Raw genomic sequence first — 24136 nt, 5'->3', positions numbered from 1 at the left:
TAGCTTTACCTATAGTTTGATAGCAGGAACAGGAGATACAGATAACTCAGCATTCTCGATTGTAGGGAATCAATTACAGATTAATAATTCCCCCGATTTTGAAACCAAGAATAGTTACAGTATTCGGGTAAAAACCACCGACCAAGGGGGACTCAGTTTTGAGAAAACCTTGACAATTACTGTCAATGATGTTAGTGAAACTCCTAGTAATCAAGCTCCCACAGCCCTAATTTTCCAAAATGCTGTCACCGAGTTAGCTGAAAATGTCAATGTCACACCAGAATTTAAAGTCGCCGATCTCCTGATTGAAGATGATGGTTTAGGAACCAATAATCTCTTCCTCACGGGACGGGATAAGGAGCGCTTCTTAATTCAGAATTCGGCTCTTTTCTATGTCGGTTTTACTCCTAATTTTGAAGCCCAAAATAGTTACGAAGTCACCGTCAATGTCGATGATACAACCGTTGGTGTCACCCCCGATCTCACCCAAACCTTAACTTTAAACATCACCGATATCAATGAAGCTCCCACAGCCCTAATTCTGGCCAATAGCACTAATGCGATCGCTGAAAATACCGATACCAGTCAAGGTGTAAAAGTTGCCGATATTCAGATCAGCGATGATGCCTTGGGGACAAATAGCCTTTCTTTGTTGGGCAGTGATCAGAGCAGTTTCCAGATTCGTGGCCGGGAATTATTCTTCATCGGTAAGGCTGATTTTGAAGCCCAATCCCTCTATAACTTGACAGTTGCGGTAACGGATACTACCCTCAACCCGGCTCCCAATGCCACGCCAGACGCAACGGTTAATTTCACCCTAGAAATTACCAATCTACCCGACCAAGCCGTTAATCCCCAGGCCCTCCAATTTAACAATACGGGTAATGGACAAGGTTCTCTGGTTTTCAACTTTAGTAACTTGCCCGGTAGCATACAGGTGACAGCCATTGAGGAAGGACTTAGACAGACGGGAGCTTTCTTCAATAACGTTGTCGGTCTCTATCCAGTGGCCGATGATAACGGAGCCGTTTTTGATAGCCTCGATTTAGATGGAGATGGCAACGCGACAGAGTTAATTCAACCCGGTCAAGCGGGTTATGCCCGTAGTGCCTTAAGTCAAGCAGTGAATAACTTCATTTTGCGGGCCAGTGGGGAAGGAGCAAACCAAAGCACCACCGCCGCTGAATTTGGAGATGTGCTGTTGGAAGGGGGGCGACGCTACGCACCCTTTGTGATTGCCAATGGGGGCAATCTGGGAGAAAGTCTGCAAGGGAGTATTCAGGCATTTTTGACCAAGAATCCCGATAACGTGGCGGCTACCCTAGAAAACTATATAAGTCATGAAGTGGCCTACTTCTCCTTTGGGGCGGCAAATCCCGATGGGGCGGAACATTTACGGTCAAGGGGGAATAATATCTTTGGCTTTGAGGATTTACCCGGTAACTTACCCAATATCAGTGATAACGACTTTAATGATGGGATTTTGGCGTTTAATTTTATTGCTTAATCATCCCTTGCTGGTTTGACAAACCATTTCCTCTGGGAGTTGGCGGTGGTTGTCTTTTTCTAACTGCGAATCACCGTCATTTGTCGCCCCACAGGACTCATTACCGTTTCTGATTAATGGTGGCATGGCTGGCTTCCAATCCAGCCATGATTTATATAGCGTTTTTCAGTCTGCTGAGGTACAAAAGTTATGGGTTTTAGGCAAAAGGCAAGATGCAAAAGGCAAGATGCAAAAGGCAAAACGGAAGAAAATAGGTGTACCTCACTAGCTTGGGAAACGCTATAGTTATTTCAAATAAGAACGAGACACTAGCCTGAATTATTCACCAATTGCCAGCCGTTTTTTAGCCAGATCGCTGAAGGACTTTCCTAGCAAGACTTTTAAGTATCTTCCCAAATCTTGATCAATAATCGGGGCTAAGTAAATAAAATTTCACAACTCGATCGCTACAATTATCCCGCCAACAACTACAATAACCCTAGGCATCTGTGTGAAAAAAGGCCCATCTATGCAACTTTCGCCCCAAGAAAAAGACAAATTACTCATTTTCACGGCGGCACTGCTCGCCGAAAGACGCAAAAATCGCGGTATCAAGTTAAATTATCCCGAAGCGATCGCCTATATTAGCGCCGCCATCCTCGAAGGTGCGAGGGAAGGTCGTAGCGTCGCTGAATTGATGAGTTACGGCACCACTTTGTTAACTCGCGAGGAGGTAATGGAAGGCATCCCAGAAATGATTACAGAAGTGCAGATCGAAGCGACTTTTCCCGATGGTACTAAATTAGTTACCGTTCACAATCCCATTCACTAACAGGAGATTTTTAGCAGTTATGATTCCGGGAGAAATTATCACACCATCCGGAGCGATCGAGATTAATGTCGGTCGCGACACCCTGCGTATCTCTGTGGCTAATACAGGCGATCGACCGATTCAAGTGGGTTCCCACTATCATTTTTATGAAGTTAACCAGGCCCTGGAGTTCCAGCGCGAATTAACCAAAGGAACCCATCTGAATATTCCCGCAGGTACGTCCGTTAGATTTGAACCGGGAGACACGAAAGAGGTGGAATTAGTTGCCATTGCGGGTACTGAAGAAATTTATGGCTTTAATGGTTTAATTAATGGTTCTCTCAAAGGCAAGAAAAAGAAAAAGTAGGGTCTTAACGGAAAAATTATCATAGTTCGATCGCTCAATTGTGGTAACATCAAGGCAACGATAACTAATTCTTTCCAAGACTATGACGACGGTAAAAATTGGCATCATTGGCGGCAGTGGTTTGTATAAAATGGATGCCCTCAAGGATGTGCGGGAAGTATCCCTCGATACTCCTTTTGGTTCTCCTTCCGATGCTTTAATTCTCGGTACTTTAGACGGAACAGAAGTTGCCTTTTTAGCGCGTCATGGCAGAGGTCACCATTTTTTACCGACCGAATTACCCTTTCGAGCTAATATTCACGCTCTCAAACAATTAGGGGTTGAATATATTATTTCCGCTTCGGCCGTTGGTTCCCTCAAAGCCGAAGTTAAACCCCTAGATTTAGTCATTCCCGATCAATTTATTGACAGAACTAAAGAGAGAATAGCGACTTTTTTTGGGGAAGGAATTGTTGCCCACGTTGCCTTTGGTGATCCCATTTGTCCCCAATTAGCCGAAATTTTAGGGGATGCCGTCGCTAGTTTAAACCTACCAGAAGTTACCCTGCATCGGGGGGGTACATACATCTGTATGGAGGGGCCGGCTTTTTCTACTAAAGCGGAATCAAATCTCTATAGAAGTTGGGGGGCAACCGTCATCGGTATGACCAATTTAACCGAGGCAAAATTAGCCCGAGAAGCGGAAATTGCCTACGCTACCTTAGCCCTAGTTACCGATTACGATTGTTGGCATCCCGATCACGATCATGTCACCGTAGAAATGGTGATCGAAAATCTACACCATAACGCTATTAATGCCCAAAAAGTTATCCAAGAAACGGTGCGCCGTCTAGCAGCTAATCCCCCCGTTTCCGCCGCTCATTCTGCCCTTAAATATGCTATTCTTACCCGTCTAGATTCTGTTCCCGTCGCCACTAAAGAAAAATTAGCTCTCTTTTTGAAAAAATATGAAGAAGTAGAGAAATAAGAGCCGAGAAAAGTCGCCGATAAATCTAGAAATGGGTCATTTTTCTCGCTGTTATTCAGACGATCAATTTGACCCTTAACAAAGGCAGGAGGCCGTCGGCAGGAGTCAGTATTCAGGAGTCAGGAGATAGGAGATTATTTTATTTATTCTCCCCACACCCCACACTCTACACCCCACACCCCACACCCTACACCCTGCCCCCACGAACAGCTTTTTGCCGCAAACCCTAACTAGCTAGATATTCTCTGATCTTGGCCTTGCGTTTTCTTAATTTAGCGATCGCTTCTCGTTCGATCTGACGGACGCGTTCACGACTGATATTGAGTCGAACGCCAATTTTTGCTAGGGTGAGGGGCTGCCCATTATCTAAACCAAAACGCAGACAAATCACTTCTTTTTGTTGAGGGGTGAGGTCTGCCATCAGTTTTTCTAAGTCCACTTGCAGGGAAGAATAGGCAGTGTAATCTTCCGGGGAAAGTCCCGTATCTTCCAAGAGTTCCCCTAATTCCGTGTCTTGATTGTCCCCCACCTTTAAGTCAAGGGAAAGGGGTTGACGGGACCTTTCCAAGTAGTCTCGCACCTGTTTAGGAGTTAAGTCTAATTCCTCGGCTAATTCGGCAATGGTGGCAGCGCGACCTTTATCTTGAGCTAGTTGACGCTGGGCCTTTTTGATTTTATTCAGTTTTTCGGTGATGTGGATGGGCAGACGGATGGTGCGACTTTTTTCTGCGATCGCCCGGGTGATGGCTTGGCGAATCCACCAATAGGCATAGGTGGAGAAGCGATAGCCTTTGGTGGGATCGAATTTTTCCACCCCTCTTTGCATCCCAATGGTTCCCTCTTGGATCAGATCTAATAGATCTAGATTGCGTTTTAGGTATTTTTTAGCGACGGAAACCACTAGACGCAGGTTCGCTTCTACCATCTTACGTTTGGCGAAATCCCCTGCCCCCAATTCTCGACGCAGTTGTTCTTCACTAATTTCCGCCGCTTCTGACCACTGGCGATCGCTGGGGTCGCTGCCGAGTTTCGCCCTTAGGGATTCTTTGATTTTTTCCAGAAAAATTAATCTTTGTACCTGTTTCGCGTAGAGAATTTCTTCTTCATGGCTGAGAAGGGGAACTCGGCCAATTTCTCTGAGATAGGCGCGAACTGGGTCGGTGGGGTTTTTCGAGGTTTTCATGAGTGCGCGTCGGTTGAGGGTTGATATTCAGGGATTGATGGCGTTTTTCAGATTGCTTCCCCAGAGCAGTAAAGGAGATGCTATCAGAGTTTTTTCTCGTTTTGTAAAGAGATAAGTGAGTGGTTACTCAACTATAGAGAGAAATCTCATTGACTATTTAATTGCCTCTATAGTCCTTTTTTTGGCTATATATAGATTTTATGGGCATAAATGGCAAGTAGTGAGAAGCTTGGTTATTTAACTAATATTACAACAATTATTAAATATTGTAAAGTTTATGAGAAAAAAAATCACCCCTCTCAGGAAAGCACCAATGAAGAGGAGGTTTGAGTATCTCTACTCATAGATTACCCAAAGGTTTCCGCTCGGAATGCAATCTAGATGACAAAATCAGCAATTTTCTCAGATAGCGATCGCAGAGTAGGCAGTGAGGGAAGTATTTTCAGTGAACAGTGAACTGAAAACTCACAGCTGACGACCGTCTCCCGTCTATTGCCCTTGCCTAGCGGTTCAGGGGGGATTGTGTAAAAATAAGAGAAGATCGGTTTTTTTTTACTAAACCTATGGCCACTTCTTCCATTGCCGTTAGAGAATTACCTCTCTTTCCCCTACCCGAAGTTGTTTTATTTCCGGGTCGTCCCCTGCCCCTGCACATCTTCGAGTTTCGCTATCGGATTATGATGAATACGATATTGGAAGAAGATCGCCGTTTTGGGGTCTTAATGGTAGATCCGGCCACGGGAGAAATCGCTAAAGTCGGCAGTTGTGCGGAAGTTGTCCGTTGTCAACGTCTTCCAGATGATCGCTTAAAAATTCTCACCATCGGTCAACAGCGCTTCCGTGTCCTAGAATACGTCCGGGAAAAACCCTATCGTGTCGGTTTAGTGGAGTGGATTGAAGATGTCCCCACCACCCAAGATCTGCGACCTCTGGCCAAAGAAGTGGATCGACTGCTGCGGGACGTGGTTCATCTATCAGCCAAATTAACCGCTCAAAAAATTGAACTCCCCGACGATTTGCCTAGTCTTCCCCTGGAATTATCCTACTGGGTGGCGGGTAATCTCTACGGTGTGGCCGGGGAACAACAAGCTTTATTAGAAATGCTCGATACAGTCAGTCGTCTCCAACGAGAATCGGAAATTCTCACCTCAACCCGCAATCATCTGGCCGCTCGCACGGCTCTTAAAGATGCTTTAAATTAATGATCTGTAGGTTTTTCAGCTGCGGCAGCGGATGTTATTTCAGTGAACAGTGATCAGTAAACAGTAATCGGTGAACTGATCACTGTTCACTGATTACTGTTAACCTGGGGATTACCTAATGTTTACCTTGATACAGTAAAGTGGGGTTAAAATTGTTAGCCCCTCGCCTAGGAGAACTTTGATCATGTTGCTCACCTATAATCCCAACGTCTCACCCTTCCGAGAAGACTATAGCGAGAGTCGTCGGCTCCACTTTTATGAGCGCGGGGAGAATATTCCTCTGATGGCTGATGGAGTCTGGCAAGTTTATCGGGGTATGGCGCAACTAAGTCAAGTATCTGAGAGTGGAGAGGAAATTTTACTAGGTTGGGTTCATTCATCCCACTTTTTCGGCTTAAATTTGACTCATCTGGAATCTTATCACGCCAGAGCCTTGTCGGAACTGTACCTAAAATGGTACACGATCACCGAAGTGGAAAATTCGGCGGAATTAACCAGGATGATGTTAAATCAAATGATCCGTCGTCAACAACAAACGGAATCGCTCCTTGCGATCGCAGGACTGAAACGAGTGGAGGAACGTCTTCAGCAGTTACTACAGTTATTAAAGCGGGAAATGGGAGAACCAATCGCCCAAGGCAGTCGTTTAAAGATACGTTTAACCCATCAAAATCTCGCCAATGCTATCGGCACCACAAGGGTAACGGTGACGCGTTTGTTAGGGGAATTTCAGCGTCAGGGATGGGTGAGCAGCGATTGCGACCGCCATTTGATTATTCACCATTAATCCCTCTTCTGTCACTCTAGGGAACGGGAAAACAGAAATGACAGGGAAAAACGGATTCTAACAGAGAATTTATTCATCGATTAAGTTGATTATATAGAAAAGAAAAGTAGTGAATCAGTCCAGGGGTAAAGAAAACCCATAGCCAAGCTTTTCAGCGATTCAAGTAACCGAAAGGCTCGATAAATAACCAGGGTAAGCTCATCTTAACAATCCTTGACAAAATGGACTTGATGTGAGTTGCTTACCCGGAGAGCACTTCAGGCATATTTGATGAGAATTAGCCATCTCAATTGTTAAGCAAAAATCGACCAAACGGGTCGATTTTGTAACTATTTTGATTGACTGGTATCACTTGAACTGCCCATGCGGATCACAAAATTGGCCAATTGTCAATAGCGTTTGAGATGCTCTCACCCTGGCTAATTAACCCTGGACTAAAGAAGATTTGAGCGCAAAAATTTTCTCGATTACCTCTTCTACCACCTTATCGGGAGTGGAAGCACCAGAAGTCACTCCGACGATAATTTTTCCCTCATTTAACCAGTTATCAGTGATGATTAAATCGCCACCTAAAGGTTTATGTTCGATGCGATTACCGGGGAGAATGCGCTCGGCACTATCGATATGATAGGAGGGAATGGCACGCTCGATCGCTATTTCCTGTAGGTGAGTGGTATTAGAGGAATTATAACCGCCAATTACCACCATTAAAGAAAGCGGTTCTTTCACCAGTTCAAACATGGCATCTTGACGCTCTTGAGTGGCATCACAGATGGTATTAAAACTCATGAAATGATCTTTAAAATCGATCGGTCCGTACTTTCTCAACATAGTATGCTCGAAGAGTTTGCCAATTTCCTCCGTTTCACTTTTCAGCATTGTGGTCTGATTGGCAATACCGATATAATCTAGATCGCGATCGGGATCGAAACCCTGGGAATGGGCATTTTTAAACTTCTCTAAAAACTCATTTTTATCACCACCGTGGAGAATATAATTAGCGACATAATTAGCTTGAGCCAAATTTAAAACGATTAGATAAGTGCCAGCAAAAGAGCTAGTGGCGATCGTTTCTTCGTGATTATATTTGCCGTGAATAATCGAAGTGTGGTCGCTTTTTTTGTGCTTTTCCACGGAATTCCACACCTTAGAAACCCAGGGACAAGTAGTATCCACAATCATGCAACCCTTATCGTTAAGTATTTTCATTTCCGAGACACTAGCCCCAAAAGCAGGTAAAATCACCACATCCCCTGATTCCACCACAGTAAAGTCTTTTTGGCCATTTTCCACCGGAATAAAACCCACGGCCATGGAGCGCAGACGCTGATTAACCGAGGGATTGTGAATAATTTCGTTAGTAATCCAGAGACGTTCCTGGGGAAAATGTTGACGAGTTTCGTAGGCCATAGCAACAGCGCGTTCTACCCCCCAACAAAAACCAAAAGCTTGAGCGAGATAGATCGTCACCTCACCCCGTTCTAAACGATAATTATTTTCACGAATTTCTTGGATCAGGTCGCTTTGATACTCATTGGTCATCGCATCCATTACTTCTTCTTTGTGACCGAATCCCTTGCGGTTATAGTTATCCGATTGCTGTAGGGTGCGTTTAAAGGATTTTGTATCCATGATTCTCTGATAGGGGTATTGGTGGTGCTAAATTGGGCGAGACAGTAGCTTGCCATATATTTAAAATACCTTATCTAGTCAGCGCAGGAAGCTTTTAGAGACTAGAGAGAAATTCCTCGTCGATATCGTAACCAAACTGTTGAGCGAAAAATTTTAAGCGAGATAAAGCAGGAATTTGCTGACTTTTCAGCCAATCAGACAAAATAAAGAGTTTTTGCATCACAAAAATCTCTAAAGCTTCGGGATTATATTGAATTCCTTCCCCGCGATGGAATTGATGGGGGACCAACATAGCAGCATAACGGGCGATTTCTCCCTGTTTTGGGTCAAGAATAAAGATTAACCAAGGATAAACTGCATCCAAACGCAAAAACCACAGCCTGACTTCCGGTATCTCCGATAATTCCCGCATATCACCCTCCGCACGAGGATAATCTATCTCTAATTGTAGAGCTTGTTCCAATTTTGCGATCGCTGCCCGCGACTGATAATCTTGAATAATAGTCTCTAAAGATGAAAGATCGAGATTTTGAATCTGATTGGGGTTAAGAGCGATTTTGACAGTCATAGGAGCAAATAAAAGGTTATATCGGGCAAAATTACCGTTTTTTATCCCTAGATCACAATGATCTATCTCAGAAAATACTCTCGATCGGGACAAAAAAACTAAGTATGACTATTCTCTCACTCCAGAGCGAGAGAGGGAAACCAGACAAAAATCCTCATGATTGGATTTCTCCCACAATTTAATCTCCCCTGCACACCGGGGTAGTCAGCAAAATCGAGAACTAGGGACACGAATTATGGGAAAATAAGCTCATCTTCTCCGCTTTTATCCCATGCAAGCCGACTTTTTTACTAATATCCTCTTACCCGTTGGCCTAGGCGTTTTAATGTTAGGCATGGGATTGGGATTAATTCCCGCCGATTTTCAGCGTATCACCCGTTATCCCAAAGCAGTCCTGATCGGTTTAGTCAATCAAATTATTATTCTACCGATCGTCGGCTTTATTATTGTTTCTCTTTTGCCTCTCCGGCCAGAAATTGCCGTCGGTTTAATGATTGTCGCCATTTGCCCCAGCGGCCCTTCCTCCAATGTTTTAACCTATTTAGCTAAGGGAGATGTGGCCCTTTCTGTTACTTTAACCGCTTTTAGCAGCATCATCACCATTTTCACAATACCTTTTTTAGCTAGTTTCATTCTCCAGCATTTTATGGGTGAAAGTGCCGCTATCTCCCTACCCATTGGTTCCACTATGGGGCAGATATTTTTGATTATAGTTTTACCCCTGGTTATGGGTATGACTATCCGCCATTACTTCCCTTTACTGGCCAAAAGTCTGGAACCGATAACTAATCGTTTAGCCGTGATTTTTCTAGCGGTTATTATCTTCTTATTAATCCTGAGAGAATGGCAACGTTTACCTTTATTTATCGCTCAAACTGGTCTGGCAGTGATCATTTTAAACACGATTGCTTCCCTAATTGGCTTTTTCAGTGGTCGTTTATTTCAATTAACTATTGCCCAAAGAATTTGTATCGCAATTGAAGTGGGTATTCAAAGCGGCACTTTAGCTATTGCTATCACTGCCGGTTTATTAAAGAATCCCGAGCTAGCCATTCCCGCAATGGTCTATAGTTTATGGATGTATGTCAGTGCTTTTATCGCTGTTTATTATGGTCGCAAAAAAGCAGCTTTGGCAAAATAGCTAAATCTGGTGATAGGATCTAGCTAAAAACTGATAACTGATTATGTTAATTGGTAAATATTTAACCCTAGAAGAATTATCTACCTGTTCCCAAACCTATCAAAAGTATGCAGCACAAATCGATCCCTATCCAAAAAATCCTGCAACGATAACCGCTTGGCAAAATCTCGCTCACTTTATTATCGATCCAATTATTGATAATTTTGGTCGAGAAAAATTCCAATTAACCTACGGATTTTGTTCTAATGATCTGAGAAAATTTCTCCAAAAAAAAGACCCGATCACCGGCTTAAAAAACGGTAGAATCGATCCCAGTCGTGATCAACATTGCGCCCACGAAATTAATCAAAAAGGTCAATATTATTGTCAGCGATTGGGGGCAGCCTGTGATTTTCGGATTATCAATTTAACTAGTGATCGCCTGATAGATTGGATTTTAACCGCAAAATTACCCTTTGATTCTCTCTATTTTTACGGAATTAATCGCCCAATTCATATCAGCTACGGACCACAACATAAACGAGATCTATGGACTTTTACCCCTAGAGGAACACCGACTAAAAAAGGTTTACAATCATGGTTAGAAGCCGCTAAATCTATCGATTCTGAAGCTAAAAAATCCCCCAAAATAGGGGGATAACCAAGACTTAAAACCGTCTTCTTTTAGATTTCTGGTTCCAGATCGTCCTCCTCGTCTTCATCGGCCGGTTCCGTGGGTAAAGGAACCGAACCCATGTCTAATTTATCCCGCAATAACTTCTCAATTTCTGCCGCTACTTCTGGCCTTTCTTCGAGATATTTAACGGCATTATCGCGACCCTGGGCAATATTTTCGCCATTATAGCTATACCATGCCCCTTTACGAGTAACTACGTTAGTTTGTTCGGCGATATCGAGCATACAACCCACCTGGGAAATGCCTTTACCGAAGATAATATCAAATTCAGCAATCCGGAAAGGAGGCGCGACTTTATTTTTAGCCACCTTAACTTTAGCCCGAATTCCGTATTCCCCTTCCGTGCCTTTTTTCAAAGTTTGAATGCGACGGATATCTAAACGTACCGAGGCATAAAATTTTAAGGCCGTTCCTCCGGTGGTCACTTCAGGATTGCCGTAGGTGACACCGATTTTTTGCCGCAGTTGGTTGAGGAAAATCACCACACAACCGGATTTACCAATATTACCGGCAATTTTTCGCAGGGCTTTACTCATCAAACGGGCCTGCAAACCCACCTGATTATCCCCCATTTCCCCTTCAATTTCCGCCCGCGGCACTAAAGCGGCCACCGAGTCGATGACAACGATATCCACGGCCGAAGAACGCACTAACTGGTCAACTATTTCTAAGGCAGCCTCCCCCGTGTCCGGTTGTGCCACCAGTAAATTATTGATATCTACCCCTAAATCTTCCGAATAGGTGGGATCTAAAGCGTGTTCCGCATCGACAAAGGCCGCCACTCCCCCAGCTTTCTGCACTTCTGCGATCGCATGGAGGGCTAAAGTGGTTTTGCCGGAACTTTCCGGCCCGTAAATTTCGACGATACGGCCCTTCGGTAAACCGCCACCCAACGCCATATCTAGGGTTAAAGCACCACTAGGCACGGTTTCCACCCGCATCCGGGTGGCATCTCCTAAACGCATAATCGAACCTTTGCCAAAGTTGCGCTCGATTTGATTTAAGACTAAACCTAAGGCCTTATCTCGATCGGAATTATTTGTCATTGTCGCCATTAATTTTCTCCCCAGTTTTCTTAAGTAGTACAGCAGTATCTAAAGATTGTAGCTTGTTTTAATCTTGATCACCAAAAAGTTAGAGACTTTTTCCAGAATGGTGATCAAAAATTAAAAGTTTTGATTTTTACAGCCAAGGCCGGCTCATCTGTTCTAATTGCGTCACCTCTTGCGCTTCTAAACTCCATCCTAAGGCCCCGGCATTTTCCCTCGCTTGGGCCGCAGTTTTTGCCCCCGGGATGGGAATTACATCCCCTTGGGCGATTAACCAATTGAGGGCGACTTGTGCGGGGGTTTTTTGGTATTTTGCGCCCAATTCTTGCATTACCCTTAAAATTGGGGCTATTTTCTCCAAACCTTCTTTTTTGAACCGTGGGTCAACTTTTCTGGCTCCATCGGGCAAATTCTGGCTTTCTGGGCTATATTTACCCGTCAGTAGTCCTTGAGCGAGAGGGCTGTAGGCGAGGATGGTGACACCTAATTCCTTGGCCGTGGCTAAAATTCCCTTAGTTTCTATTTTGCGATACAAAAGCGAATACTGGACCTGATTGACCGCTAAGGGAACCTCTTTTTTCGCCAAAATCTGGCTTGCTTGACGCATTTGCTCGGCGGAATAATTACTTACACCCACGGAACCAATGCGGCCGCGTTTTACTTCTTCCCCTAGGGCATTCATTAGGGTTTCTTGGCTAATTAGGAAGGTGAAGGGCCAATGTACTTGATAAAGAGCCATTTTATCGGTTTTTAGACGGTTTAAGCTCTCGCTAATGGCATTATGAACCGCATTCGCCCTCAATCGCCACGGTACGGGGGCAAATTTGCTGGCAATATCGATGGGAATATCGGTCTGTTGGGTAAATTTTCCTAAGAGTCGTTCCGATTCCCCCAGTCCATAGACTTCGGCAGTGTCAAAAAAGGTGATTCCTGCCTCTACTGCCGCTTTAAAGGCCTCCTCTACCTGACTAGCTCCGTATTCCTTGCCATAGCTCCAGAATAGTTTATCTCCCCATGCCCAAGTCCCGATTCCCAAGGCACTGACGGCAATTCCTGTTTGTCCGAGATTAGCGGTTTGTCTAGTCATATTCCCTACAAAGAATGACAGCGTTTCTCATTTAAAGATGAAGTGTAACCTATATTTGGTCTGACTCACCACTAACCCCCTTTTTTGATTCCGGGAAATTCCCACCCATAATTAATGGGAAAGGACTTGACTTTGCCGGCGACTTGCGCTATGCTTCTCTTATAATGGGAATCTGTGCAAAAATTTTTTAGACGCAAAGATTTCCATTATGAATAAAATCTTTTAAAAATATTATCCCAAAATCTGCCGACAAAAGCAAGCAAAATTTTGCCAATAATTGTTAAGTTTTGTTAACCAAGAAATACAGAGATCAGCAAGGTAAAAAAATCGAAGTCTCTTGCTGATCCTGTTTGTCGCTTAACCTTATGATTAGGTTAGGCGAATTGGCTCTTCTGGTTTTTGTGTGGAAGGAAGAAGAATAGGGATAATTTGGGTGCATCTCAATTTTGTCGAAATATCTATAGGACATTTTGGGCGCACGCGGTGCGCCCCTACCATTGGCGCAATAATATTATTGTAGGGGCGAATTGCATTCGCCCTCTTTGATTAACCCACCGCAAACCCTGTATATTCTCTGACTAGGGGTTCATGAAAGGCTAAAACAATATCTTCTTTAGGAACGCCTAAATTAACTAATTCATTGGCAATTCCCACCTCAGTGCCATCATGTTGTATCCAGATTTTACCCTTTTTAATATCGAGATGCAAAACACAACCATGATATCTTCGTCTATTTTTCCAGCCAACATACATCAATTGATAGTGATCGCCAACAGTATCAAAAATCAATTGTTGTTCAATCGGATCTTTAGATGAACCTATCTGAGAATATTCAGTAATGACTTGCTTGACATAGTGACGATATTGTTCTAATTTTTCCATGCGACAATTACCTCCCCAATCGGATCATAAATAATCAGGTAAATTTGAAATCGTTTAACGACAGTTTGAATAAATCGCAATTCAAAAAAACTATAATAAATATCTAAGGGAACAGCTAAATATAACTGTCTTTTAGGTTCTTTTTCTTCTAAAGCAACACGATAATTAAAGAATTGTCCAATGGCAGTATGAAATTCTGAAATGCTGGATTTACCGATAAAACTTTTAATTTCAACGGCTATCTTTTCATTGTCTTTTTCTGCGGCTATCAGTTGCTCTGCTCCTAAATCGACATACATTTCTACATCACCCACTTCAATTCTTAAAGGGTCATCTGTAATGATCCAACCCTCTTTTTCTAATCCTTTTCTCACTGCACCATGAAAACGATCTTTAGCAGACATGAATCTTGAGGTTAGCAGGCATAATAATTATTAATTATAACATTTAGTCATGACGAGCGACAGAGTGAGAGCATCTCAAACCCTATTGACAATTGGCCAATTTTGTGATCCGCGTGGGCATTTCAAGTAATAAGGGACTTGCGTGAGAATAATATCCCAATCGATCGGAGGGCGCAAGCTTTGCGCCCCTACAGTAACGGATTTTGTCCACAATGTAGGGGCGAACTGCGTTCGCCCAAAAGGTACATTATCAAAGCGCAAGTCCCTAAGCTAAGACGTATTTAAACCGCTTATTCTGAGATTAGCCCCCCCCTTGCCTGATCTCAACCAGCAATTTGAATGACGAACAGCTTAACTAGCTGACATCCATCGTGATAAAATCGGCCTTGTCTTTCTTCTGCCAGCGCGACGCCGAGCGGCGGTATGTTGAGCTTATTCCCCCTTTTACTTTTTACTTGGTATAACTCGTGCAGGTTTTCATTTATCATACTCCCGAACTTACCCCCGTCCATACTCTACCCGATTGCGCCGTCGTTATCGATGTTTTAAGAGCGACAACCACGATCGCCACTGCCCTTAATGCCGGTGCGGAAGCAGTGCAAACCTTCAGCGATCTGAAAACCCTGATGCAGGTGAGCGATACCTGGCAACCAGAAAAACGTCTCCGGGCAGGAGAAAGAGGCGGCGCGAAAGTGGAAGGCTGCGATCTGGGCAATTCTCCCCTCGATTGTACCCCTGATTTAATGAAAGGTCGTCGTCTGTTTATCAGTACCACTAACGGCACCCGCGCTCTGCAAAGAGTGGAAGAATCCCCAATCGTGATCACTGCGGCGATGATCAATCGGCAAGCTGCGGTTAATTACTTATTGGATAAGCAGCCCGATACCGTCTGGATTGTTGGCTCTGGTTGGGAAGGGGGTTATTCTTTGGAAGATACGGCCTGTGCTGGAGCGATCGCCGATGCGCTACAAGAACAATCGGGGCAAATGGCGATCGGTAATGATGAGGTTATCGCCTCGATCGCTCTTTATCGTCAATGGCAAAATGATCTTTTAGGAATGTTCCACAGTTGTAGTCATGGTCAGCGCCTCTTGCGTCTCCACTGTCAAGAAGATTTAAAATACTGCGCTAATATTGACTCTCTTGATGTTTTACCGATCCAAAAAGAACCGAGCATTTTAGTCAAACTTTAGACATTATCACCCAGAGAAAGGGTCATCAATGCCGGTAGGAGTATCGATCCTAGCCGGATTCCTTTATTTATAGTTTGCTAACCATGACTATCGATTCTTTACTGCAATCTTTTCAGCGTTTTGGTGTCAATCTCGGTTTAGAAAGAATAAAAAATCTGCTGGAGATTTTAGGCAATCCCCAAGATAAAATTCCGATTATTCATGTCACGGGAACTAATGGCAAAGGTTCAGTTTGTGCCTATCTATCTTCTATTCTCAGTACCGCCGGTTACAAAGTCGGACGTTATATTTCTCCCCATTTAATTGATTGGACAGAAAGAATCTCTATTAATGGCGAAAATATTGAAACCGCGACTTTAGAAAACCTGCTTAAATATATACAATCGCTTATCGATCCCCAGCAGGAAAGTCCTACTCAATTTGAGGTAATTACTGCCGCTGCTTGGCTGTATTTTGCTCAGGAAAAGGTGGATATTGCCGTGATGGAAGTGGGTTTAGGAGGAAGATTGGATGCGACTAATGTTTGCGCTCAACCTTTAGTTACTGTCATCACTTCTATTAGTCGGGAACATTGGCAAAATTTAGGTCCCACGGTTGCCGATATTGCCGGGGAGAAAGCGGGGATATTAAAAGCGAATTGTCCCGCAGTTATCGGACAATTACCGGAATCAGCGCAGGGAGTAGTTAGGGAGAGAATCAAGCTGTTAAATTGTCCAACGGTATGGGTAGAAGCTGCCGAAAAAATTGCCGATAATCGTGCTAAATATCAAGGTTTAGAATATCCTTTATCCTTAGCGGGAGATTTTCAATTAACTAATTCGGCTATAGCGATCGCTGTTGTTAATATTTTGCGTCAGCAAGGTTGGCAAATTAGCGATGAAGTCGTGCGGGAAGGAATGGCAAAAACTCGCTGGTTAGGACGTTTACAAACCGTTAATTGGTGTCAGCGAGAAATTTTAATAGATGGCGCTCATAATCCCGCTGCTGCCATTGGTTTAAGGCATTATGTAGATAGTTTAAAGGCTCCAAAAATTATCTGGGTGATGGGAATTTTATCGACCAAAGATCATCGGGAAATATTCCAAGCTTTATTAAGAAAAGGCGATAGTTTATATTTAGTTCCTGTTCCTGATCATAGCAGTGCTAATCCTGAAACCTTAGCGGAATTAGCGGCTTCAATTTGTTCAGAATTATCTCACCTAGAGACTTGTTCTGATGTATTTTTAGGACTAAAAAAAGCCATCCAAGAATCTGCCGATAGTCAGATAATTCTCTGTGGATCGCTTTATTTAGTTGGTTACTTTTTAGGGAGTTTGTTTCAGGGAAAATAAAACATCAATTTTACTGGTGGTTTTATCAGGCATAGTGGCAGTAATTCCGATCCCGCGTACCGATTCTAAAAAGGCCTTTGCTTCCGGGGTTAATTCCGTGGCAGGAAGATTATTAATTCCCCCTGCTTTAGCAATAATTTGCTCCACATCGATGAAAAAATAACCGAGATTATTTTTAGGCAAATTTGCGATCGATGCTTGGAAATTCTCACTTTTGCTAATCGGTTGATTCGGTTGCGGTTGATAAGGAATTCCGACGGTCATTTTTAAGGTATCATTATTAGGCCAAGCATAGGTTAAAATAGCTTGTTCTTCCGCTTTCCATTCAGTTACATCTTGGCCAGAAATTTGACTGTTTTTTATGGTGATAAAGGGAACAGTTTTCACCAATTCATTTAACTTATCGAGGGTAGTTTTTGCCGCTTTATGATCGCCGGTTTGCCAGATCATCATTCCCCCAAAACCTAACCCTCCCACTGCTTGCTGGTTGGGGATAATTCCAAAAGCAAATTCTCGATCCATCCAGTTGAAAACTTCTTTATCCGCGTCAAGGGTTGCCATCTGAAAATTCTCACGGATCTGACGCAGAAAAACTTGTAATTCTGGGTTAGTTTGGGACTGTTTTTCTGCTTCTTCCCATCCCTGTTTAAGATTATTCCCACTCCAGAGTGCGATGGTATCTCCGGGTAAATAATTTAAAACTTGATTTCTGCTGGGGGAAGGTAGGTTAGAAATAGTTTCAGGAGCAAGTTTAGCCACCATTTGTAACTGTAATCCCGTATCGGTGACACCCACTCCTGCGACAATATCCTGAATTTTTGCTAATTCTTGCCGACTTTGGGGAGATAAATTAGCATCTGGTCCCAAGATTTTGGCATAATCATCAATATAAATTGTTGCTAGGGTATTGGGTAGGTTGAGGGATTGGGAAAGCAGTTTTCTCACTTCCGGTTTACTGCTAAAAGATGGCTGTCCTTGATAGGTATTGATCGCCGCTTCTAACACCTTTTTATCGTAGGATATCAACAAAAAATCACCAGTAACGGCAGTATAAATGGTGGTATTATCCTGCCAATCTATAGCAGTAATTGTAATACCTTTGTAGTCACTGGTGCTAGTTTTGCGATTAACTTGTTGTCCTAGTTTTTTCTGGAATTCTGACGCTTTAATTTTATCTTTGATCCCGATAACCGTTAATAATTCCGATTGTCCAGGGGTAGCTGCGGGAAGAAAAGCAAAGCTAATACTACCGATCCAAGGTTCGATATCCCGTTGATAATCAATCTTATCAGTGAAGATATTTTTTTGTAATTCTTCTAGTCCTTGACTAACCGCAGTTCGCGATTCTGGTGTACCATATTTAGCTAACACTGACCAAGCTTTTGCATCCGTGGAGACAAAACTACTAGCAAAGGCAGTTTCTGGGATAACTTTTGCCGATTGCAAGGGGGTGAATCTTTGCCAAGGAAGTTGTCCTCGTAGATAAAGATAGACACCTCCTGCGGTTACTGCTGTTAGTCCTAGGACGACTAAACAACCGGGTAAAAATGATTTTTTTGACATAGAATTGTGGTTTGGTTAAAAAGTTCCATACTTGGCGATCGATTTGTCTGCGGTTGTAGTCTCTAGATTAGTCCTATTGTAGTTATCCTAATTATCTTATCTTATCCCCAAAGGTGACAGACAACATTTCAGCTAATTTTTCCGAAATTATTGCTAATTACCGGAGAAAATTGGCTCATTCTTAGTCAGATTTCAACCCCACCGCTTGATTAATGTTAGTCAACCCATTGACCTCTAGTTTTTCTGTTAATCCTTGTAAAATATTTGATACTAGCCATGGTCCTCGATATAACCAACCGGTATAAATCTGTAATAAACTCGCACCGGCGGTAATTTTTTCCCAAGCATCATCGAGAGAAAAAATGCCTCCCACTCCAATTATTGGTAAATTGCCTTGGGTTTGCTGATAGATAAAACGGATCACTTCTGTGGAACGTTCCCGCAAAGGTTGCCCACTAATTCCCCCTGCTTCTTCAGTGATTGGTTTACCGGTTTCGGGCAGAATTGTGGTTTTTAATCCCGTGCGTTTAGTGGTGGTATTAGTAGCGACAATTCCAGCTAATTGATAGGAGAAAGCTAGGTCAATAATTATTATGATATCTTCCCATTCTAAATCGGGAGAAATTTTCACTAATAGGGGTTTTCTGCCTTGATTTTCTGTTTGTAAAATGTCGAGGATTTTATCGAGTTGTTCACCACTTTGCAGGGAACGCAAACCGGGAGTATTGGGAGAACTAACATTAACGACAAAATAATCGGCATGGGGGAATAAATAGCGAAAACTGCCTAAATAGTCCTCCGAGGCCTTTTCTAGGAGCGTATTTTTCGATTTACAGAGGTTAATACCGATGGGAATCTGTCGGGGTTGTCGTTGCCAAGATTGTTGGAGAGTTGCCGCTAGAACCAGCGCACCGAGGTTATTTGCCCCCATACGGTTTAATCCCGCCAAATCTTCCGGTAAACGAAATAATCTCGGTTTTGGGTTGCCCGGTTGCCCTTCTAGGGTGACAGCACCCACCTCGGCAAAACCAAAGCCGAAATTATGCCAAAGTCCTGCCCCTAAACCGTCTTTATCGAATCCTGCCGCCAATCCGACGGGATTGGGGAAATTTAACCCCCAGAGGCTTTGAGATAGGCGAGAATCGCTAAAACTGAGGGATTCTGATAATTGTGAGATTAACCATTGTCCCCAAAATCCCCCTCGCGAGCGATCGATTTTTTGCAGAGTATTTAATAATTGTTTTTGTGTTCCTTCTAAATTGCCCCGAATAGCCTTGAAAGCTAGAGGATAAAAAGGTTTAATTGTGTCAATTATATTGATCATAAAAAGACAGGAATTAAGGGTTAGGTGTAGGGTGGGTTAGGCAAGAACAAGTTATGTTTTTGACAAAAAATTTCCAATTTGCCGTAACCCACCTAGCATAATCTTTATAAACCTTGACGAGGATTAAAAGTTTCGATCGCCCGTATTTTTTGATAAAGTTCTAATTCTTCTGGGCTAGGATTGGGAGGATTAACTAAGATAATTTCCACTAATTGATCGCCCCTTTCTCCTTGGGAAGTGGGATAACCTTTATTAGCCAAACGTAATCTTTGACCGCTTTTAACTCCCTTAGGAATCATCATTTTAACTAACCCGTCAATGGTGGGAATTTCCACAAAACCGCCCACAATTGCCTCACTAGGAGTAATTGGTACTTGACAGACAATATCAGAACCTTGAATCCTAAAAAAATGATGCCTAGCGATAGTTATTTTTAAATATAAATCACCCCCTTCAATACCCTGACCTTTGAGACGAATTTTCTGCCCATCGATCATGGCTGCCGGCATATCAACCTCTATTGATCTACCATCTTCTAGACGAATTCTTTGTCTGCCACCTTGATAGGCTTTCTCTAAAGGTAAAGTCAATTTCGCCTCCACATCTCGACGAGTTAAACGGGGAGAGGAGGCAATTTTAGCACGCTTAGTATTAAGGTTATTAAAATCTTTAAACTTCCATAAATCCTGTTCTGTACGGGGGATTTTTCCATTCCCGTTACTATTGGCTTTTTCCCCCGGACGTATCCCACGGCGCTTAATCCCCGTCAAGGAACGATTATACTCAACCCGTTTTTCTTCATCGGAGAGAACATCATAAGCTTCATTAATATCTTTAAACTTTTCTTCGGCCGATTTATCCCCCGGATTAACATCGGGATGATATTGACGCGCTAGTCGTCGAAAAGCCTTTTTTATCTCGTCACCAGTAGCCGTGCGAGATACTCCTAAAACATCATAGTAATTAACTAATTGTGGCATATATTCAGTTATCAGTTATCAGTTATCGGTTATCAGTTATCAGTTATCGGTTATCAGTTATCAGATTTGAGTTTTAAGTGAGCAGTATGTATTAAGCGAGCAGTATTAAATAGTAGTTTCCCACTGTCTTTTCACTGATTAGTGATCACTGTTTACTGATTAAAACCAATCATCATCCTCATCATCCCAGTTATTTTGGGGGGGAATATTGCGGGAACGATTGCCGCCGCTGCGGTTACTTTTACTATTGTTATAACTTTTTTCCTCCGAGGGGGGGGGACTTTGCCAATCGCTATCGCGGCCATTATAGTAATTGTCCTGATTGCGGGGGCGATAACTATCTTGATTAGCCGAATAATTGGGTCGATAATCACTTTGATAACCCGGTGTACCCGGACGATAATCCTGACGATAACGATCGCGACGCGGTTCGGAGGGAAGATCATCTTCCTTATCTCCAGTAAAAGTCTTGCGAATAGCGCTAAAAAAGCCCTCGTCTTCCTCGTCGTATTGTAGGCGTACCTCGCGATTTAATTCATAGATAACATCCTGTAGATCTGCCTGGGCGCGATCGATGCGACGGTCATCATTTTTCTCCAAAGCGTCGATAATTTCCGTACTCAAAGACTCAATTTGACGACGATAGGAACGGGTGAACTCATTACCAAAATCGAGAGTAACATCTTTTAAGCGTCGTTGGGCTTGATCCACCAGAGAGCGGGCGCGATTGCGTTTATCGACCTTTTCGCGACGGGTACGATCTGCTTCCGCAAATCGGGCAGCATCGCCGATCATGCGGTTAATTTCCCCTTCGCTGAGGGTAGAAGCGCCTTGAATGGTGACACTTTGCTCCCGTCCGGTCATTTTATCCCTAGCGGTGACTTGTAGAATACCGTTAGCATCGATATCGAGGGACACCTGCACTTGGGGAATACCCCGGGGTGCGGGGGGGATACCGGTTAATTTAAAACGTCCCAGGGATTTATTATCGCTGGCCATTTCCCTTTCCCCCTGCAAAACGTGAATTTCCACCACAGTTTGATTATTTTCGGAAGTGGAAAAAAGGTCAGATCTGCGGACGGGAATAGTGGTATTGCGGGGGATTAACTTTTTCATCACACCGCCGATGGTTTCTAAACCCAAGGATAAAGGGGTCACATCGAGGAGCAGCACGTCTTTGACCTCGCCGCCCAAAATTCCCGCTTGAATAGCCGCTCCGACCGCTACAACCTCATCAGGGTTAACATTTTGATTGGGTTCCCTATCGATAAAACTCCGCACTAAATCCTTCACCACCGGCATCCGCGTGCCGCCGCCCACCAGTACCACTTCGTCTAGTTGGACGGGGGACAAACCGGCATCGGAAAGAGCCCGTTTGAGAGGACGACGGAGACGACTGATTAAATCGCCGCATAATTCCTCAAATTGGGCCCGACTCAGACGAGTTTCGATGTGTTTGGGTCCGTCTTCCGTGGCGATGATAAAGGGTAGATTAATATCGGTGACGCTGACCCCAGATAGTTCAATTTTGGCTTTTTCTGCCGCTTCTGTGAGTCTTTGTAGTGCTTGCCGGTCTTGGCGCAGCTCCACGCCTTCCTGTTCCAAAAATTGATTGGCTAACCAATCGACGATTCTTTTATCGAAATCATTACCGCCTAATTGGGTGTCGCCACTGGTGGCTTTCACCTCAAAAACGCCGTCACCCACTTCCAGGATAGAAACATCAAAAGTACCGCCTCCCAGGTCAAAAACGAGGATTTTCTTGCTTTCCTGTTCATCGAGACCGTAGGCTAGGGCAGCGGCGGTGGGTTCGTTGAGAATCCTCATCACTTCTAACCCCGCAATTCGGCCCGCATCCCGGGTGGCTTGACGTTGGGAGTCATTAAAATAGGCGGGGACGGTGATGACGGCCCCGGTCACTTCTTCCCCTAGATAACGGCTGGCTTCTTCGGCTAATCGGCGTAAAACTAGGGCGGAAATTTCTTCGGGGGCAAATTCTTTTTGCAGACGGGGACATTTAATTTTGATATTGCCCATCTCATCCCGGCGGATGGTGTAGGGGACGCGCTTCGATTCGGGGTTTAATTCCGAGTAGCGACGACCTATGTAGCGTTTGATTGCATAGTAGGTGTTTTGGGGATTAAGTACCCCCTGTCGCCGGGCCATTTGACCGACCACTAACTCCCCATCTTTATTAAAACCGACCACAGAAGGGGTGGTTCTCATGCCCTCCGAGTTGGCGATGACCACTGGCTTTCCGCCTTCCATCACGGCGACGACGGAGTTAGTTGTCCCTAGATCAATGCCTACTACTCTACCCATGCTTGTTTTTGTCTCCCCCTAGATTTCGATAACTTCGGGACTTTTACCTTCGATCGATAGTTTAAATCGCTTAATGCTTGTTGACAATATTGTATCGAATTGTCTTAGGTTCTCGCTCTCGGTTCGGGGCGATTCAGGGTGTGATTACCGAAGTGGTCTTTTAGTGATCGCTGGCGATCGAGCTTGGGGGGGTGAAAATATGGCTAGATTTCCAGATTTTCCCTATCTACTAATTCTGGTGGCGGCTGACAGGAAATAGGGATTGTTCTGCCTGTACTGGGATGATTAAAAACGATTTGATTGGCATGGAGATAATAACCACAATCTCCTGGGACCGCATCCGGTCGCGGTAATCCCCCCAGACCATACAAGGGATCACCGATTAAGGGATAGCCAAAAAAGGCCAGATGAATGCGAATTTGATGGGGTCTGCCCGTAAAAATTTCTACTTCTAATAGGGTACTATCGGGATGTTTTTTTAAGACTCGACCATCACTGCGGGCCGATAACCCATCTGTGAGCGCACCGTAAACGTAGCCTAAAATGGGATGGGCGATTTTCCCGATCGCTTGATTAATACTAAAATTATCCGGTATGTCGCCCTGACCAACTAAAGCTCGATATATTTTGGTAATTTTCCCCTCTCGCATCTGTTGACTCAATTTAGCTCTAGCGGGCTTTGATTTCGCCATTAAGACTATACCGGAAGTGCCGCGACCAAGACGATGAATTGGATAGGGAGTGACCTCGGCATAATGCTGATGTACCAAATGGATGAGAGTATGTTCGAGAAATCCACCCCCCGCTAACACGGGTAATCCCGAAGGTTTCGCCACCACTAACACCTCGGTATCCTCGTAGAGTACCTCAAAAAAGAGCGGTACATCCGGTTCTGTCCAAGGCGGGCGCTGATAGGTCAATTGCTGCCCGATTTCTAAGACTGTATCGGGGTAAGCGGGACGACCATTGACTAGAATTGCTGCTGATAAAATGCGATCGAGCCATTCTTCCGGGCTAGAATGGGGATATTTGCCCGTATAGTAGGCTAATAGGCTTAATCCTGCCTGATTTTTGCTAATTTTATCTCGATAAATCCAACCTTGATTGGCCATTGGGGAAGTGGGGTGTGGGGTGTAGGGTGTGGGGTGTGGGAAGAATAAATAAAAATAATCTCCTGACTC

General features: G+C 43.9%; 23 protein-coding genes. 10 read left to right on the top strand and 13 right to left on the bottom strand.

Going from position 1 to position 24136, the window contains the following annotated elements:
- Positions 1-1507: DUF4114 domain-containing protein (locus tag PN470_RS09900; RefSeq protein WP_272104443.1), on the top strand; the 1507-nt coding region annotated here is incomplete at its 5' end.
- Here the strand turns inward: PN470_RS09900 and PN470_RS09895 are convergent.
- The gene (locus tag PN470_RS09895; RefSeq protein WP_271939132.1) at positions 1508-1633 is read right to left on the bottom strand and encodes a hypothetical protein; all 126 of its coding nucleotides are present in this window, start codon (positions 1631-1633) and stop codon (positions 1508-1510) included.
- Positions 1634-2015: 382 nt separating this feature from the next.
- On the opposite strand from PN470_RS09895, the gene ureA reads away from it, so the two are divergent.
- The 3 genes from ureA (at position 2016) to PN470_RS09880 (ending at position 3631) form a co-directional block, all read left to right on the top strand.
- Entirely contained in the window at positions 2016-2318 is a 303-nt protein-coding gene (ureA, locus tag PN470_RS09890; protein ID WP_002738360.1) for an urease subunit gamma, read from the top strand.
- Between the two features lie 19 nt (positions 2319-2337).
- Positions 2338-2664, top strand: a complete 327-nt coding sequence (gene ureB, locus PN470_RS09885; RefSeq protein ID WP_002748322.1) for an urease subunit beta — start codon at positions 2338-2340, stop codon at positions 2662-2664.
- Between the two features lie 82 nt (positions 2665-2746).
- Positions 2747-3631, top strand: a complete 885-nt coding sequence (locus PN470_RS09880; protein WP_002778878.1) for an S-methyl-5'-thioadenosine phosphorylase — start codon at positions 2747-2749, stop codon at positions 3629-3631.
- 226 nt (positions 3632-3857) lie between these two features.
- Here the strand turns inward: PN470_RS09880 and PN470_RS09875 are convergent, their stop codons facing one another.
- On the bottom strand, positions 3858-4814 hold the full coding sequence (locus PN470_RS09875) for an RNA polymerase sigma factor, RpoD/SigA family (protein WP_002739411.1): 957 nt from the start codon (positions 4812-4814) through the stop codon (positions 3858-3860).
- Between the two features lie 563 nt (positions 4815-5377).
- Between PN470_RS09875 and PN470_RS09870 the strand changes: the two genes are divergently transcribed.
- Together PN470_RS09870 and PN470_RS09865 are read left to right on the top strand one after the other, a co-directional pair.
- Positions 5378-6016, top strand: coding sequence for an LON peptidase substrate-binding domain-containing protein (locus tag PN470_RS09870; RefSeq protein WP_002739408.1), 639 nt, complete (start codon positions 5378-5380; stop codon positions 6014-6016).
- A 184-nt stretch (positions 6017-6200) separates the two neighbouring features.
- Positions 6201-6803, top strand: coding sequence for a Crp/Fnr family transcriptional regulator (locus PN470_RS09865; protein ID WP_002739407.1), 603 nt, complete (start codon positions 6201-6203; stop codon positions 6801-6803).
- 423 nt (positions 6804-7226) lie between these two features.
- Here PN470_RS09865 and PN470_RS09860 read toward each other — a convergent pair whose 3' ends face one another.
- Together PN470_RS09860 and PN470_RS09855 are read right to left on the bottom strand one after the other, a co-directional pair.
- Positions 7227-8435, bottom strand: a complete 1209-nt coding sequence (locus tag PN470_RS09860) for a 4-hydroxy-3-methylbut-2-enyl diphosphate reductase (protein WP_002778879.1) — start codon at positions 8433-8435, stop codon at positions 7227-7229.
- Positions 8436-8529: 94 nt separating this feature from the next.
- Positions 8530-9003 carry a CRR6 family NdhI maturation factor gene (locus PN470_RS09855; protein WP_002738641.1) on the bottom strand — a complete coding sequence of 158 codons (474 nt, stop codon included), beginning with the start codon at positions 9001-9003 and terminating at the stop codon, positions 8530-8532.
- Positions 9004-9274: 271 nt separating this feature from the next.
- Here PN470_RS09855 and PN470_RS09850 point away from each other — a divergent pair, with 271 nt between their 5' ends.
- A complete protein-coding gene (locus PN470_RS09850; RefSeq protein WP_272104441.1) occupies positions 9275-10144 on the top strand; it encodes a bile acid:sodium symporter family protein in 870 nt (289 codons plus the stop codon).
- A 43-nt stretch (positions 10145-10187) separates the two neighbouring features.
- Positions 10188-10784, top strand: a complete 597-nt coding sequence (locus PN470_RS09845; RefSeq protein ID WP_024970538.1) for a hypothetical protein — start codon at positions 10188-10190, stop codon at positions 10782-10784.
- A gap of 23 nt (positions 10785-10807) precedes the next feature.
- Here PN470_RS09845 and recA read toward each other — a convergent pair whose 3' ends face one another.
- The 4 genes from recA to PN470_RS09825 form a co-directional block, all read right to left on the bottom strand.
- Complete coding sequence (gene recA / locus PN470_RS09840) at positions 10808-11875, bottom strand: recombinase RecA (RefSeq protein ID WP_002739007.1); 1068 nt, start codon at positions 11873-11875, stop codon at positions 10808-10810.
- 127 nt (positions 11876-12002) lie between these two features.
- Entirely contained in the window at positions 12003-12956 is a 954-nt protein-coding gene (locus tag PN470_RS09835) for an aldo/keto reductase (RefSeq protein ID WP_272104438.1), read from the bottom strand.
- 546 nt (positions 12957-13502) lie between these two features.
- A complete protein-coding gene (locus tag PN470_RS09830; RefSeq protein ID WP_002748301.1) occupies positions 13503-13838 on the bottom strand; it encodes a XisI protein in 336 nt (111 codons plus the stop codon).
- Entirely contained in the window at positions 13826-14242 is a 417-nt protein-coding gene (locus tag PN470_RS09825) for a XisH family protein (protein WP_002766354.1), read from the bottom strand. Before PN470_RS09825 ends, PN470_RS09830 begins: the two co-directional genes overlap by 13 nt.
- Before the next feature lie 467 nt (positions 14243-14709).
- On the opposite strand from PN470_RS09825, the gene PN470_RS09820 reads away from it, so the two are divergent.
- Together PN470_RS09820 and PN470_RS09815 are read left to right on the top strand one after the other, a co-directional pair.
- Complete coding sequence (locus PN470_RS09820; RefSeq protein ID WP_002751646.1) at positions 14710-15435, top strand: 2-phosphosulfolactate phosphatase family protein; 726 nt, start codon at positions 14710-14712, stop codon at positions 15433-15435.
- An 83-nt stretch (positions 15436-15518) separates the two neighbouring features.
- Complete coding sequence (locus PN470_RS09815) at positions 15519-16766, top strand: bifunctional folylpolyglutamate synthase/dihydrofolate synthase (RefSeq protein WP_002778894.1); 1248 nt, start codon at positions 15519-15521, stop codon at positions 16764-16766.
- Here PN470_RS09815 and PN470_RS09810 read toward each other — a convergent pair.
- The 5 genes from PN470_RS09810 to PN470_RS09790 form a co-directional block, all read right to left on the bottom strand.
- The gene (locus tag PN470_RS09810; RefSeq protein ID WP_272104436.1) at positions 16740-18329 is read right to left on the bottom strand and encodes a DUF3352 domain-containing protein; all 1590 of its coding nucleotides are present in this window, start codon (positions 18327-18329) and stop codon (positions 16740-16742) included. The two genes, PN470_RS09815 and PN470_RS09810, sit on opposite strands and share 27 nt — an antisense overlap.
- 181 nt (positions 18330-18510) lie before the next feature.
- A complete protein-coding gene (locus PN470_RS09805; RefSeq protein WP_103112686.1) occupies positions 18511-19653 on the bottom strand; it encodes a quinone-dependent dihydroorotate dehydrogenase in 1143 nt (380 codons plus the stop codon).
- Between the two features lie 104 nt (positions 19654-19757).
- Positions 19758-20633, bottom strand: coding sequence for a J domain-containing protein (locus PN470_RS09800; RefSeq protein ID WP_002790929.1), 876 nt, complete (start codon positions 20631-20633; stop codon positions 19758-19760).
- Positions 20634-20792: 159 nt separating this feature from the next.
- On the bottom strand, positions 20793-22955 hold the full coding sequence (dnaK, locus tag PN470_RS09795; RefSeq protein WP_103112685.1) for a molecular chaperone DnaK: 2163 nt from the start codon (positions 22953-22955) through the stop codon (positions 20793-20795).
- A 203-nt stretch (positions 22956-23158) separates the two neighbouring features.
- Complete coding sequence (locus PN470_RS09790) at positions 23159-24067, bottom strand: RluA family pseudouridine synthase (RefSeq protein ID WP_103112717.1); 909 nt, start codon at positions 24065-24067, stop codon at positions 23159-23161.
- Positions 24068-24136: the final 69 nt, after the last annotated feature.

It is taken from the genome of Microcystis sp. CS-574 (assembly GCF_028329095.1).
In the GTDB taxonomy this organism is placed as follows: Bacteria; Cyanobacteriota; Cyanobacteriia; order Cyanobacteriales; family Microcystaceae; genus Microcystis; species Microcystis ichthyoblabe_A.
Note: the sequence above shows the minus strand (reverse complement) of the source record. Positions and strands in the feature narration are given on the sequence as shown.

Excerpts from the sequence above, each read along its gene's own strand:
- PN470_RS09895 (WP_271939132.1), bottom strand. The coding sequence starts at position 1,633 with ATGCCACCATTAATCAGAAACGGTAATGAGTCCTGTGGGGCGACAAAT.
- ureA (WP_002738360.1), top strand. The coding sequence starts at position 2,016 with ATGCAACTTTCGCCCCAAGAAAAAGACAAATTACTCATTTTCACGGCG.
- ureB (WP_002748322.1), top strand. The coding sequence starts at position 2,338 with ATGATTCCGGGAGAAATTATCACACCATCCGGAGCGATCGAGATTAAT.
- PN470_RS09880 (WP_002778878.1), top strand. The coding sequence starts at position 2,747 with ATGACGACGGTAAAAATTGGCATCATTGGCGGCAGTGGTTTGTATAAA.
- PN470_RS09875 (WP_002739411.1), bottom strand. The coding sequence starts at position 4,814 with ATGAAAACCTCGAAAAACCCCACCGACCCAGTTCGCGCCTATCTCAGA.
- PN470_RS09870 (WP_002739408.1), top strand. The coding sequence starts at position 5,378 with ATGGCCACTTCTTCCATTGCCGTTAGAGAATTACCTCTCTTTCCCCTA.
- PN470_RS09865 (WP_002739407.1), top strand. The coding sequence starts at position 6,201 with ATGTTGCTCACCTATAATCCCAACGTCTCACCCTTCCGAGAAGACTAT.
- PN470_RS09860 (WP_002778879.1), bottom strand. The coding sequence starts at position 8,435 with ATGGATACAAAATCCTTTAAACGCACCCTACAGCAATCGGATAACTAT.
- PN470_RS09855 (WP_002738641.1), bottom strand. The coding sequence starts at position 9,003 with ATGACTGTCAAAATCGCTCTTAACCCCAATCAGATTCAAAATCTCGAT.
- PN470_RS09850 (WP_272104441.1), top strand. The coding sequence starts at position 9,275 with ATGCAAGCCGACTTTTTTACTAATATCCTCTTACCCGTTGGCCTAGGC.
- PN470_RS09845 (WP_024970538.1), top strand. The coding sequence starts at position 10,188 with ATGTTAATTGGTAAATATTTAACCCTAGAAGAATTATCTACCTGTTCC.
- recA (WP_002739007.1), bottom strand. The coding sequence starts at position 11,875 with ATGGCGACAATGACAAATAATTCCGATCGAGATAAGGCCTTAGGTTTA.
- PN470_RS09835 (WP_272104438.1), bottom strand. The coding sequence starts at position 12,956 with ATGACTAGACAAACCGCTAATCTCGGACAAACAGGAATTGCCGTCAGT.
- PN470_RS09830 (WP_002748301.1), bottom strand. The coding sequence starts at position 13,838 with ATGGAAAAATTAGAACAATATCGTCACTATGTCAAGCAAGTCATTACT.
- PN470_RS09825 (WP_002766354.1), bottom strand. The coding sequence starts at position 14,242 with ATGTCTGCTAAAGATCGTTTTCATGGTGCAGTGAGAAAAGGATTAGAA.
- PN470_RS09815 (WP_002778894.1), top strand. The coding sequence starts at position 15,519 with ATGACTATCGATTCTTTACTGCAATCTTTTCAGCGTTTTGGTGTCAAT.
- PN470_RS09810 (WP_272104436.1), bottom strand. The coding sequence starts at position 18,329 with ATGTCAAAAAAATCATTTTTACCCGGTTGTTTAGTCGTCCTAGGACTA.
- PN470_RS09805 (WP_103112686.1), bottom strand. The coding sequence starts at position 19,653 with ATGATCAATATAATTGACACAATTAAACCTTTTTATCCTCTAGCTTTC.
- PN470_RS09800 (WP_002790929.1), bottom strand. The coding sequence starts at position 20,633 with ATGCCACAATTAGTTAATTACTATGATGTTTTAGGAGTATCTCGCACG.
- dnaK (WP_103112685.1), bottom strand. The coding sequence starts at position 22,955 with ATGGGTAGAGTAGTAGGCATTGATCTAGGGACAACTAACTCCGTCGTC.
- PN470_RS09790 (WP_103112717.1), bottom strand. The coding sequence starts at position 24,067 with ATGGCCAATCAAGGTTGGATTTATCGAGATAAAATTAGCAAAAATCAG.